The organism is Aeromonas sp. QDB68 (assembly GCF_027707405.1).
Classification (GTDB): domain Bacteria; phylum Pseudomonadota; class Gammaproteobacteria; order Enterobacterales; family Aeromonadaceae; genus Aeromonas; species Aeromonas caviae.
The window spans coordinates 59,300-72,801 of the sequence record NZ_JAPCIQ010000014.1; the positions used below are offsets into that span (position 1 = coordinate 59,300).

General features: G+C 48.4%; 9 protein-coding genes. 7 read left to right on the top strand and 2 right to left on the bottom strand.

Annotated features, from left to right (window positions below; translation table 11 throughout):
- Nucleotides 1–7: 7 nt before the first annotated feature.
- The 6 genes from PG892_RS06975 (at nt 8) to PG892_RS07000 (ending at nt 11,261) form a co-directional block, all read left to right on the top strand.
- Nucleotides 8–1,267 (top strand): restriction endonuclease subunit S, encoded by a 1,260-nt coding sequence (locus PG892_RS06975; protein ID WP_270825269.1) that lies wholly within the window; start codon nt 8–10, stop codon nt 1,265–1,267.
- 2 nt (nt 1,268–1,269) lie between these two features.
- On the top strand, nt 1,270–2,274 hold the full coding sequence (locus tag PG892_RS06980; protein WP_270825270.1) for a Fic family protein: 1,005 nt from the start codon (nt 1,270–1,272) through the stop codon (nt 2,272–2,274).
- Between the two features lie 16 nt (nt 2,275–2,290).
- Entirely contained in the window at nt 2,291–5,326 is a 3,036-nt protein-coding gene (locus PG892_RS06985; protein WP_270825271.1) for a type I restriction endonuclease subunit R, read from the top strand.
- A gap of 100 nt (nt 5,327–5,426) precedes the next feature.
- Nucleotides 5,427–8,060 (top strand): hypothetical protein, encoded by a 2,634-nt coding sequence (locus tag PG892_RS06990; protein ID WP_270825272.1) that lies wholly within the window; start codon nt 5,427–5,429, stop codon nt 8,058–8,060.
- Nucleotides 8,057–10,573 carry a hypothetical protein gene (locus PG892_RS06995; RefSeq protein ID WP_270825273.1) on the top strand — a complete coding sequence of 839 codons (2,517 nt, stop codon included), beginning with the start codon at nt 8,057–8,059 and terminating at the stop codon, nt 10,571–10,573. Before PG892_RS06990 ends, PG892_RS06995 begins: the two co-directional genes overlap by 4 nt.
- Before the next feature lie 178 nt (nt 10,574–10,751).
- Nucleotides 10,752–11,261 (top strand): IS3 family transposase, encoded by a 510-nt coding sequence (locus PG892_RS07000; protein WP_270825277.1) that lies wholly within the window; start codon nt 10,752–10,754, stop codon nt 11,259–11,261.
- 136 nt (nt 11,262–11,397) lie between these two features.
- Here PG892_RS07000 and PG892_RS07005 read toward each other — a convergent pair whose 3' ends face one another.
- Nucleotides 11,398–12,069: an inovirus Gp2 family protein gene (locus PG892_RS07005; protein ID WP_270825274.1), complete on the bottom strand. Its 672-nt coding sequence runs from the start codon at nt 12,067–12,069 to the stop codon at nt 11,398–11,400.
- 343 nt (nt 12,070–12,412) lie between these two features.
- Nucleotides 12,413–12,589, bottom strand: coding sequence for a helix-turn-helix transcriptional regulator (locus tag PG892_RS07010; RefSeq protein WP_270825275.1), 177 nt, complete (start codon nt 12,587–12,589; stop codon nt 12,413–12,415).
- 374 nt (nt 12,590–12,963) lie between these two features.
- On the opposite strand from PG892_RS07010, the gene PG892_RS07015 reads away from it, so the two are divergent.
- Nucleotides 12,964–13,502: hypothetical protein (locus PG892_RS07015; protein WP_270825276.1), on the top strand; the 539-nt coding region annotated here is incomplete at its 3' end.

Here is a 13,502-nt window from a genome sequence, read left to right on the forward strand (position 1 = left end):
GACGATAATGATGACGCTGACATCTATGCCGAAATATGAGGCTTATAAAGACTCTGGGGTAGAGTGGTTGGGAGAGATTCCTGTTGGTTGGAATATAAAACCTGGTCTCGTGGCTTTTTCTGAAAATAAGCGCAGCAATAAAGGAATGAAGCAAGATGTTGTGCTTTCACTTAGCTATGGAAAAATCATTATAAAACCGGCCGATAAATTGGTTGGTTTAGTTCCAGAATCATTCGAGACATACCAAATTGTTGCGCCAGATGACATTATTATTCGCTGTACCGACTTACAAAACGATCAAACAAGTTTGAGGACTGGCCTAGCAAATGACCATGGAATAATCACAAGCGCATACCTCAACCTTAAAGTTAAAGGTTTGTATTCAGCAAGATATCTGCACTACTATTTGCATGCATTGGATACAACAAAAGTAATTTATCGATTTGGATCTGGTCTACGGCAAAACCTTAGTTATTTAGACTTTAAACGTTTACCTGTTTTTGATATCTCTTGGGAGACCCAAACCGCCATCGCCAATTTTCTGGATACAAAAACCGCCCAGATTGACGAAGCGATTGCCATTAAGGAGCAGCAGATCGCGCTGCTTAACGAGCGCAAGCAGATCCTGATCCAGCAGGCTGTGACCCAAGGTCTCGACCCGACTGTGCCGATGAAAGACTCTGGTGTGGAGTGGATTGGCAAGATCCCGGAGCATTGGAAATTAATGTCATTACGTTATGCATTCGACTTTCTGAACAACAGAAGAATTCCATTGAGTGCCCCTGAACGAGAAAAACGCCAAGGTGAATACCCATACTACGGCGCGAGTGGAATTATAGATTACGTCGACGATTATATTTATGACGAAGATTTGATATTAATTGCTGAAGATGGAGCTAATCTTTTAAGCAAGTCAACACCTTTAGCATTTGTTGCCACAGGAAAATACTGGGTTAACAACCATGCCCACATCATAAAACCAAAATTTAAAGGATTTAAGTATTGGGCCGAGTTTTTAAGTGGGCTTGATTACACTACTTATATTTCTGGAGCAGCTCAACCAAAATTGACAAGGGAAAATCTTGGCAGTGTCACATTGACTGTTCCCCCGCATAACGAAATTGAAGAAATAACTTCATATATCGTAAATATCGAACCTGCAATCAATAGGGCTGTAGATCTTCTGAAGGACCAAATAAATAAATTAAAAGAATACAAAACCACTCTGATTAATAGCGCCGTGACCGGCAAGATTAAGGTGGTCTAGCCATGAGCTATCAACCACCATTTCAGCTCACCCACACCATGATGCGCCATGTGGCCCGCATCGGCGAACTGATTGGCACATGGAAGGCAGCCAATCAAAACCGGCTGGTGCCTGAGCTGCGCCGTGGCAACCGCATTAAAACCATTCAGGCCTCGCTGGCGGTGGAGCAAAACACCCTGACGGTGGAACAGGTCACCGCCGTGTTAGCGGGCAAAACCGTACTGGGTCTACCCAAAGAGATCCAGGAGGTGCGCAACGCCTTTGCGGCGTATGAAGCAATGGAGCAGTGGCACCCGCATCACATCGACGACTTACTGGCCGCACACGCCTTATTGCTGCATGGTCTGATTGATGACGCTGGCCACTGGCGCAGTAAAGGGGCTGGCATCTATCGCGGTGAGCAGCTGGTGCATATGGCTCCACCGGCCAGCCAGATCCCGCGCCTGATGGCCGATCTGTTCGACTGGTTAGCGCACAGCGATGCCCACCCGCTCATCGCCTCGGCCGCCTTTCATTACGAATTTGAATTTATTCACCCGTTTGGTGATGGCAATGGCCGTATCGGGCGCTTGTGGCAAACCCTGATATTGAGCCATTGGCAGCCCATGCTGGCGTTCCTGCCGGTGGAAACCGTCATCAAACATCGCCAGCAAACCTATTACCAGTTACTGACCGAATCCGATCAGAAAAGCGATTGTTCCGCCTTTATCGAGTTTTTACTGCAAGCGATTGAAGACAGCCTGCAAGAAGCCATCCATACCCAGGCGGATAGTGAAACGCGGGTACAAACGCAGGTAGAAATGCGGGTACAAACACCACTAAAAACCCCGGAACAGATCCTGAGTCTGCTACAACAGCATCCGCAGATCACGCTGGCCGAGGTAGCACAGCGGCTGGGTAAGGCTCCTTCCACCGTGGAGCGCGCCGTCGCCAAGCTTAAAGCCCAAGGGGCACTGACATTTATCGGGCCCAAGAAAAACGGCCACTGGCAGGTTAACAAGAAATAACGAGCAGGGAGTATGCATGGTCAGCAACACCAAAGAACAGGCCCTTGAAGCGGCCATCGAGCAGGCCCTGACCGGCCAGTGTCTGGAAACGCTCGGCGGTAGCATCGGCGAAGAGGCCGCTGTCTACACCAAGCCCCATCATGGCTTTGTGCTGGGGCTGGCTAGCGATTTCGACAAGCAGTACGCCATCGATACCCGACTGTTCTGGCAATTTCTCGAGACCACCCAAGCCTCGGAGCTGGCCAAGCTTCAGCAGCATCACCCTCATGATTGGCAACGCAAGGTGCTGGAGCGTTTCGACCGCATCATGCAAAAACAGGGGGTGTTACACCTGTTGAAAAAAGGGTTGAGCCTTGACGATGCCCACCTGACCTTGATGTACCCGGCCCCGCTGGCCAGTAGCAGTGCGGCTGTGCACCAACACTTTGCCGCCAACCTCTTTAGCTGTACCCGCCAGGTGACCTATTCGGCGCAGAACCCCAAGCAAGAGATCGACATGGTGCTGTTTATCAACGGCATCCCGCTCATCACCCTGGAGCTGAAAAACCCCTGGACCGGTCAGAATGCCCGCTACCACGGCCAGAAGCAGTACCGGGAAGATCGCGATATCAATCAGCCGCTACTCAACTTTGGCCGTTGCCTGGTGCATATGGCAGTCGATACCGACGAAGTCTATATGACCACCAAGCTGGCCGGGAATGCGACCTTCTTCCTGCCCTTTAACAAGGGGCATCACCACGGCAAGGGGAACCCGCCGAACCCAACCGGCCATAAGAGCGCCTACCTGTGGCAAGAGGTCTTCACCAAGGAGAGCCTGTCTAACATCATCCAGCACTTTGTGCGTCTGGATAGGTCAGCCAAAGAGTTGCTGAGCAAACGCACCCTGTACTTCCCCCGTTACCATCAGCTGGATGTGGTGCGCAGGCTGATAGATCATGCCAGCCACCACGGCGTAGGTCAGACCTATCTGATTCAGCACTCGGCAGGTTCTGGCAAATCCAACTCCATCACCTGGGCGGCCTACCAGCTGATCGAGGTTTACCCGGCAAACATTGATGTGCATGGTGCCAAGGCCGTCGATCAGCCGTTGTTTGATTCGGTCATCGTCGTCACCGACAGGCGACTGCTGGACAAACAGCTGCGCGAGAACATCAAGGAGTTCTCCGAGGTCAAAAACATCATAGCGCCCGCCAACAAGTCATCCGAACTCAAGTCGGCCCTGGAGAACGGCAAGAAGATCATCATCACCACCATCCAGAAGTTCCCTTTTATCGTCGATGGCATCAGTGATCTGAGCGACAAGCGCTTTGCGGTGATCATCGATGAGGCACACAGCTCTCAATCCGGCGATGCCCACGGCAAGATGAACGCGGCGATGGGCAAGATGCACACCGAGGAGGAGATGGAGGACACCCAGGATCTGATCCTGCAGGCCATGCGCGCGCGCAAGATGCGCGGCAACGCCTCCTACTTCGCCTTCACCGCCACGCCGAAAAACACCACACTGGAGAAGTTCGGCCAGAAACAGGCCGATGGCACCTACCAGCCCTTTCACCTCTATTCGATGAAGCAGGCCATTGAGGAGGGCTTCATCCTCGATGTGGTGGCCAACTACACCACCTACCGCAGCTATTACGAGATCAGTAAATCCATCGAAGATAACCCGCTGTTTGACAGCAAGAAGGCGCAGAAAAAGCTGCGCGCTTACGTGGAAGGCAGCCAGGAGACGATCGACGTTAAGGCCGAGATCATGCTCGAGCACTTCATTCCCCATGTGGTGAATGCCAAGAAGCTCAAGGGCAAAGGCAAGGGCATGGTGGTGACGCAGAACATCGTCTCGGCTATCCGCTATTACAAGGCCATCACCCGCCAGTTAGAGGCGCTGGGTAATCCATTCAAGGCGCTGATTGCCTTCTCCGGCAGCAAGGAGGTGGATGGCAATGAATACACCGAGACTGATCTGAACGGGTTCCCCGAGAACGATACCCGTGACAAATTCGATACCGATGAGTATCGGCTGCTGATTGTGGCCAACAAATACCTGACCGGTTTCGATCAACCCAAGCTCTGCACCATGTACGTCGACAAGAAGCTGGCTAGCGTGTTGTGCGTGCAGGCCCTCTCCCGCCTGAACCGCGCCGCGCCCAAGTGGGGCAAGAAGACCGAAGATCTGTTTGTCCTCGATTTCTTCAACTCGGTAGACGACATCAAGGCAGCGTTCGATCCCTTCTACACCGCCACCTCGCTCTCCGGCGCCACCGACATCAATGTGCTGCATGAGCTCAAGGACGCACTGGACGATTGCGCTGTCTACGAGTGGTTCGAGGTCGAGGATTTTGTGGCGCGCTATTTCAACAACGAAGACGCCCAGCAGCTTAGCGTCATCATCGATAAGGCCGCTGAGCGCTTCAATCATGAGCTGGAGCTAAGTAACGAAGAGAAGGCCGACATCAAGATCAAGGCCAAGCAGTTCGTGAAAATCTACGGCCAGATGGCCGCCATCATGCCCTATGACATGCTGACGTGGGAGAAACTGTTCTGGTTCCTCAAGTTCCTGATCCCCAAACTCAAGGTGGAAGACCCGGATGCCGACCTGCTCGATGAGTTGCTCGAATCGGTGGATCTCTCCTCCTACGGCCTGCAGCGTGTGAAGCTCAATCACACCATCACCCTGGATGCCGACGATTCAGAGCTCGATCCACAAAACCCCAATCCACGCGGCGCTCACGGCACAGAAAAAGAGACCGACCCGCTGGACGAGATCATCAAGAGCTTTAACGAGAAGTGGTTCCAGGGCTGGAGCTCGACCCCGGAAGAGCAAAAGGTGAAGTTCGTGAACATCGTCGATAGCGTGAAAAAGCATCCCGATTTCGAGGCCAAGTATCAGAACAACCCGGACCCGATCAACCGGGAGCTGGCTTTCGAGAAGATCATGAAAGAGGTCATGCTGGCACGCCGCAAGGACGAACTGGAGCTCTACAAACTGTTCGCCAACGACCTCGCCTTCAAAGCCTCATGGATGCAAAGCGCACAGAGGATGGTGGGGATGTGATATCGAGTTCAGTTTTACCGCCTGCGAGCACGGAAAAAATGATTGAAATAAGCAGCAAAACTTCTTGCTGCTTTGTATGAAGGGATAAAGGAGAGTTAACTTGAGCCAGCCTACACCGACCACGATGAGCTATGATGTTCTGATTCAATTGGAGCAAGAGGACAGCTCTAAGTCTTTTTCCGCCAATGAGCTCATCCAGCGTCGCCACTACGATTCAATCCGCAGTGAAATTATTGCTCATCTCAGGAAGTTGGCGGTTCCAAATCCATGCACGCAGGGTGACGAGCCGTATGGCAACGGCTGGACATATTTCATTGATGGCTCTCGAGGTGCGGGTAAGTCAACCTTCTTAAGTTCAGCAGAGGCGGCGCTCAAAAATGATGCCGACTTGAAAACACAGATGGCCTTCATCGCTGTAATCGATCCTAGCCGTATCGAGCAAAGCGAGATCATTTTGCTTGTTATTCTGCAACAACTTAGTAAGCAAGTTAACGACGCCCTGAAAGGACTGCGCCAAACTCACAATGAACCACTACGAGAGGAATGGCGACGGGTATTCAAAGGGGTCGCGGGCGGTCTAAGCCTATTCTCAAAAGAGTACCATCCACTCGACGACCTTGATCCGGAACTATTCCTTGAATGGGGCCTAGAGCGAACAAGCGATAGCACAAGCTTAAGATCAAAACTCCATCATCTATTCGAAACTGCCTGCCGAATACTCGGTGTTAAAGGGTTGTTGTTCGGATTTGATGATGCCGACACTGGCACAGCTCATGCCATCAAACTGCTCGAATGCATCCGAAAATATCTGGATACCCCTCGAGTCATGGTGCTAGTGACTGGAGACATGGAACTCTATTCCCTGCTCGTGCGCCAACATTTTGCAACGACCGTGGCTGGTAAACCCGATGCAGCGTTGGATCTGCAACGCAGCTCAAAACAAGGGGATAGATCCGGCCAATATCTACGCATGATTGACCACATGGAAGAGCAGTACCTGCTCAAACTATTCCCGATACCGCGACGCATACAATTAAAACCGCTGTGGAATATCAATCTTCTCGATAACTGCAATGCCAAATATCCTAGTTGGGGCACAAACACCCCCCCTGTCGAAGATGTAGTCAAGGCAATAGTACAACAGGGGCTCAGAGTCAAAGGTAATGCCGATGTTTCCGTATATACAGAGTTCCTGCTCAAACAACCTCTCCGCTCCGTACTGCAGGTGTTGGCTAGTTGTGCTCCGAATCTTGCGATATCCCCCCCTGACAAGCTGATTATAGGAGCTTGGTCAGCTGAGCTAACCAGAGAACTCAGCCGATCATTACAAGCCCTGGCACTAACCAGCCTTTACAAGCTATCGATCGATACCGATGGGATCGCAGCAAAAGAGTTGCCTGCGTTAACTCAAGCTATTTTTGACCTGTCATTGGAAGATGGCGATATGGATACCGCACCTTATCTCCGCCCCATGTCTGGAGAGCAGGACATCAAAGCTTGTTTTGCTGCCTTAGCGGCAGAGGTGCCAAATTTTTGTGCAGAGCAGCCAGGAACGGCACTTCGCTATCTTTTGCGAGGCCCTGGCAGTGTATCACTCTACAACTTGGCTCAATCTCACCCCTGCAACACTTCCCAGTTCAAATCTTATATGGGAATCGGTCGCAGAGAAGACAGCCTTGACTGGGCTCGACGTGCAACTGCCGTGATCGCTCTCCCCTACAGCTCAAACTATAAACCACGCGTTGTACTACCCGGGGTTATTGGTCTTCGTCGAGGGATAAAAGGAAGAAGTGGGGAACTAATGGCACGGACAGTGATCAAACGTGCTGTTGATAATGTCACGATACCAAATTTACCAGTGTTTGCGCTAAGCATGCTGACTGTTGCAAATGCAACCAGCCCCCGCACATATGGGTCAATATTTACCCTTATTGGTCTGATTGAAAAGCTTCTCTCTGCATATATGCAAGGCGAGGAGGAAGCCCGAGCAGCCTTTGATCGAGCATATCCGTCTTTGACTATCTCTAGTCCTAGTTGGTCACGCCAAGGCAACCCCAACGAAGAGGAAGAAAGCGATGAAGAGGAACAGATATCACCCAATGTGCAGGACAAAAAAGATGCACTCTGGATAGCTATCAACACTTGGCTCACAAGCGTACGTGACATATCTAATAAAACTACACCGTCCGGCGTTTTTCTTGGCAAAGTCTGGACGCGACTTTTTTTTAGCTTACAAAACGCAGCCGATGAACTAAAAACTCGAGCCAAATTCGATTCAGTGATGGAGATTTATGCACTCTGCGTCATCAACTCCTTCTTGGTCGAAGAAGCTGAACATCACTTGCTGAGTGTGTCAGACGAGACGAAGGTTAGACCGAGGGTCGACCGGACGAATCCTCGAACCAATGCAAACTGGTTTGTAAATAAACTCCATAGCACGCAGCCTCAAAGAGAGGATTTCCCTTTTACAGCTATAGTAGCAACGTGTCCTCTGCTCCTGGGACTGCTTGACTCAGAATTGGATTATGCAAGTGCTCTGAAACCTCTTTTTCCAAATAACATGGATGAGCAAACCATTAAGGTATTATTGTGCCCGAAAGCGCTTAAAGAGCTCATGCAGAAAGTTTCAGTGACTGGCGAATCTCGAACCCCAAGCAAGACCAGATCAAGAAAATCAACTGGAAGCAAACAAGAGACTGTCCCAGATGATGCTACTGGGACTAAAGAAGAATGAGCTCTCAAGCCGCATCCATAAGTTCTCTCCTTTCGACACTACTGCTGTCGGACTATCGGATCCTACAGCTCTCGTGGGATACACCCTTCGCACAGCAGCTAAATTGGCATCTGTTAAAAGAGCCAACCTATCTAGCCTATCAACCTTGGGCTGCGCGCTATCCAGACCATGTGTTTGACTCAACATGGCGTTACCTAGCAGCACTGCAGCCTGAACAGGGTGTTCTTATCAATACACTCAAGGCATTAACCCAGGAGTTCTTAACCTTCCGGCACGGCGAGTTGCGCGTGCACCGCGATCTCTTCGGTGCATGGCAGCAGGGCGTAATTAGCCGCCTCTCGGCTCTGCCACTCCACGCTGCCGCCAATATTCTCCACAGCGATGCACCATTATCCTTACGTAATAACATGGACTTATTTAGTGAGGATGTTGCGCCATGGAAAATGCAAATGGTACCGCTACTTCGCCCTGAAGCAGCTCCGGTTGCAGACTACATAGAACGAGAAGGCTTGCATGAAACACATCTTCATCTAAACGGCAGCACACACGCAGAGATCTGTTGGCTACGGGCACTCCAAAACACACGTATTGAAACACGAGATTTCTTGGCCGCATGGAAAAAGGAGAAGCAAAGTGGTCGAATTCGCGAGTTAATTGGACAGGTAAACCCTGAACTAACACCAACGCGCTTTCACCAACAACTTGTGACTGCAAATCGACTTCGGTATTGGTTAATTGGCGCGGCTAATGATCAGATTTCTCCAGATGCAAGACTGCCATTCTCTTGCCAAAGCTTGTACGAATCAGACAGCACCCAATGGTCTGAAGGGGTTATTACTCCTGACTTATCGTGGCGAGATGAACCTGATATTAGTGAAGAGCTAGCTTGGATGTCGGCTCTAGTTGCCAAACTTCATCAACATCCGATGAGTATCCAGCTGTCGCGGATGTTTCACGCTTACTTGCTGCTTTTAAATCAATATTATCGCTTACTAGTTCAAAGTGAAACTCAGTATGGATTTGACCAATTCCAGAAGTTTACCTTGACGGAATTGCGTGAACCATCTGAAAAAGAATATAAATCAAGATTTCACGCGATGCATGGTTCCAGATTAGCCAATAGTAAAATCGAGTATCTTGAAGGCCGTTTCGCCCCTAAGCAAACACAGATCAAATCCTATAAACTGTTTAAAGCAATCCTAGGTGGATATCTGAGTTATTTAGGTGATGTTACGACTACAGATAAGTTATCTACCAAACAACCACATTCGCTATCTGCATTATTGGCTGAGCTAGATAATTTTTTTAACCGCCCCATCGCTCCTCACCGTAGTATTCATCGACTCACACTAGTCACACATTTTATTAAGAAAGAATGGTCACCCAAAAAAAATGGACTTGCTGGCCCCTACAGGCACTACCGACTGATCAATGAGTTGCGTCGCTCTACCAATGTGTTACTTAACAACCTGACTCGCTGGCCACGTTTAACAAACTGGGTTAGAGGCATAGATGCAGCGGCAAACGAACTGGATGCCCCGCCAGATGTCTTTGCACCAGTATTTCGAGTATGTCATCGAGCTGGTTTGAGCCGACGCACCTTCCACGCAGGTGAAGACTTCAGGCATATATTGTCGGGTATCGCTACCATGAGGGAAGCACTCGAACTGCTAGATCTTCGAGACGGCGATCGAATAGGTCATGGAACAGCCATGGGCATAAGACCACAACTCTGGCTTGATCGTATGCCCAGGAAAATTATTCTTCCCCAAGGTGAGTGGCTTTTAGGCGTTCTGACCGCATGGAGCTTATTACGAGATATCCCAGATATGCAGGCATGTGTTAACCGCCTGCAACGCGAACTGGAGTCAGTAGCACTTCATACTTTCGGTCATTCCATAACAGCACTAGAGATAGAGCAAGCAATGGCCCTTCGTGGTTTGAGCCGTTTTGATTTAATGCGCCAAATAACCGGCCAAGTTGAGCAATATCACGAGCCACTAAATGACCTTTGGCGAAAAGAAGCTAAAAGAGTGAAGTCAGCATACCAAGAAAAGCGCCAAGCGGTTGAACTACTCTGGGAATGGCTAAGCAATCCCGATGTTCTCCAGCGCGCGAACGAACTAGTAGAGAAACCGGCCAATTTTTTGGATACACCCTGCTACATCCGATTGCAGCAAGCGCTCATGCAAGAAGTTGCTGCGCGCGGAGTGCTCATTGAAACGCTGCCATCTAGTAATGTCCGAATCAGTCAGTATCAACATATCGGTGAACACCATGTTCTGCGCTGGATGAGAGTTCCTGGTTACATTGAAGAAGGGGATCCAGAAATTATGGTAAGTCTCGGTTCCGATGATCCTGGAATCTTCGCGAGCAATCTCGAAACAGAGTTTTACCTTTTATACTCGACACTAAGAAAGGCAGGACTGAACGATTCAGAAGCCTTACACCGACTCAGCATATTGAATGAACGAGGAAGGATTTATCGTTTTCATCATCCTCTAGTGGGATAGTTTGGCGCGAATTCAACTCCGAAGTGCCCCCAGCCAAATCAGGCAACCTGTCGTAGTTCATCAAACACTATCTCGGATTGTCAGAAATTCAAACATTTGAGCGGTCTGAGGTTGAGTCGTCGGTCTTCAAGCGACGACTCAACCGGGCTGAACAAGGGCAGACGCTGCCTTGCCATCGGTGGCGTCTGCCCCAAACCAGCGTTGGGCGACCGACCTATGCCGGATCTGGGCTGGACAGGATGGCTGGTGTTCGTTGGCCTTGGTGATTGATTACCATACCCGAGAGTTGCTGGGTTGGCATCTATCGCGCAGTGGTAAATCTAAGACGGCCGAGGCGGCGCTGGAGCAAGCGCTAATAACCCGATTCGGATGCCTGGGACGGGTAACCACGCCGTTCTTGTTACGCAGCGACAATGGCTTGGTGTTTACCAGCCGCAACTACACCGCGCTGGTCAAAAGCTATGGGCTACAACAGGAGTTCATTACACCGTACACGCCAGAGCAAAACGGCATGGTTGAGCGGGTGATTCGAACACTGAAAGAGCAATGTGCGCATCGGCAGAGGTTCGAGACGTTACAACATGCCAGCCGAGTGATTGGCGACTGGATCCAGTTTTACAACCAGAAGCGCCCTCATCAGGCGCTAAAGATGAAAACCCCGGCGCAGGCCTATGCCCAAGCCGCTTAGTTGTGCAGGAACAGCTGGGTCATTACAACGCTACGATAGCCTTATTCATACCACATTCTGATAATTATGCCTTTCGCCATCGCTGAAGCCACCGCATTGCTAATCCGGAAGGTTTGCAACACGGCAACAACAGTTATTAACCCCAGCTATAACCGATACAACGACGCCCTTCACCATGAATCTTCGTCCTTAGTTTCGCCAGATAGAAAACCCGAAGCATGAAATCCCTAAATGCCGGCGTTCTATTTGTCACATCCTTTCTTGATAAGATATATTCGCAATTATCAGGGAAGTGAACCAACTTCCCATATTCTGGATAATCTAAACCCAAAGCGCTGCACCAGGCTTTTTGAATCTTTCCTGCCAACGAATCAAAAGAGTGGAAGTTATTCAATCGCCAATAGGCTGCCTTATTCAACAAAATCAGCAAATGATAGTGCGGTAATTCAGCCTCATCCTGTTCACATACCCATAGATACCTTAATTTTGTCGGGTGAACCCGAACACCAGTTCTTTTTCGCCGTTCATCATACGCCCTCAACTGACTTTTTAAGGAAGCGATAAAACGCTTCATGACCTGTCCTTCAGCATTTTGAAAGCAAACCGGTGAATCAGGACAGCCGACTTCCGGCTCGGTGAATCGCAAATCCACTCTAACCGCAAAGATAGACGAATAATCCGTCAGCGCATTTCTTATCACCTCTTCTAGTTTATTAATTATTTCATAATCCATATAACTATAACGCTGACGGGCTTCTTTCCCCAAAGCCAATAGCTCTACCCCTGACAGGGTAATGACGTCATTCATTTATTTAGTCCAATCATTATTTTTACAAAGGGTTTGAGTCGCCTATCTACGGGCGACATGAACTTGGATGTTTAATTTGTGGAATGAGTTAAAGCAGATGTGTAGTTACATTTAAAGATGGATATAAACACATATAGAACATTCCTTATATTACCTCCCCCTACATTCATTTAGGACTAAAACAGCATAATTCAGATAAAAACAACACCTACACCGATGATCAAAGGCAAATTATTTCAAGAAACGAACTCTGAAATTATCCACTTCTTATAAAAAGCGAGATGATGAAAAGACAGTCAAAAATCAGACGTAATATTTTCAAACAGCGCACTAACAACTTCACTTATCGAGCGTCAGCCATCTGTTTAATCCAATCCATGACTTCATTTCTCAACCACGCGGTCGCCCGTTCAGAAAGGTGAATCTGTTTTGGGAAATCACCTTTTGCGATTAACCGATAGATGGTTGCTCTGGATAATCTTGTCTCTCTAATTACTTCTTTTAATTTCATTAATTCCATGATGCACCTCGTGATATTTGGTCACATCAATACCCCAAGATGGATTTATTTCCATAGACTGACTGCAGGCATTAACAAAAACTTGTCTACCAGCGAAAGTTAGCACTCAAAAAAAATATCATCTACTTAACCTTCCGACAGTCTGTATGATTTTAATCTTTTAGATGGGTGTTAAAAACATATCCACATGGGAACGGAAAAATCTACGACAGATGACATGACATAAGAAAGCCCAGAAAGCCCAGAAAGCCCAGAAAGCCCAGAAAGCCACGATAAAATGCAGACAAAATCACGAAATCACACCGTTTTTGTAGACTAGATAGCCTCTACATGCTTTCTATTATTCTACTAGAAGGCAACTAGAAATCCTCAATATGACTACTATTTTTGACGATAGCTCCAAAGAAATGGCGTGTAGGGAATTACTAAAAAATGGTATTCACCAAGCGCATGTAAAATATATGACCAATGATCTTTTTGTTACTTTCTGTCTCAAAAGATGTTTTTCTTTACCATTTAATATTCACAGCCCCATCCATCAATATTTAATTGATGAAATTAATCACGCCGTAAAAGGTGAACCATTTAACAACCGATCCATGACTTTTTCCCTGCCCCCTGAGTGCACGAACAGCGAAAAGTTTCAACTTATATACAGCACGTTAATAAAGCTATTCACCCTTAATAACGTTGCACCAAGCACATTGGACTGGATAATACAAAGCAACAACAGACAAATAAAATGCATTCAGCTAATCTTGAACTTCCTTCATTTGAATTTAACTAAACAACAAGTAATGATGGGTGACATTATAAACGATGGCGAACTCTATCTTCTGTCTCTTGATCAGATCTTGATCCCCTGCGCCATCAGATCCTTGGCGGCAAGAAAGCCATCCAGTTTACTTTGCAG

Coding starts and splice junctions, on each gene's coding strand:
- PG892_RS06975 (WP_270825269.1), top strand. CDS start 8: ATGATGACGCTGACATCTATGCCGAAATATGAGGCTTATAAAGACTCT.
- PG892_RS07010 (WP_270825275.1), bottom strand. CDS start 12,589: ATGGAATTAATGAAATTAAAAGAAGTAATTAGAGAGACAAGATTATCC.
- PG892_RS06995 (WP_270825273.1), top strand. CDS start 8,057: ATGAGCTCTCAAGCCGCATCCATAAGTTCTCTCCTTTCGACACTACTG.
- PG892_RS06980 (WP_270825270.1), top strand. CDS start 1,270: ATGAGCTATCAACCACCATTTCAGCTCACCCACACCATGATGCGCCAT.
- PG892_RS06985 (WP_270825271.1), top strand. CDS start 2,291: ATGGTCAGCAACACCAAAGAACAGGCCCTTGAAGCGGCCATCGAGCAG.
- PG892_RS07005 (WP_270825274.1), bottom strand. CDS start 12,069: ATGAATGACGTCATTACCCTGTCAGGGGTAGAGCTATTGGCTTTGGGG.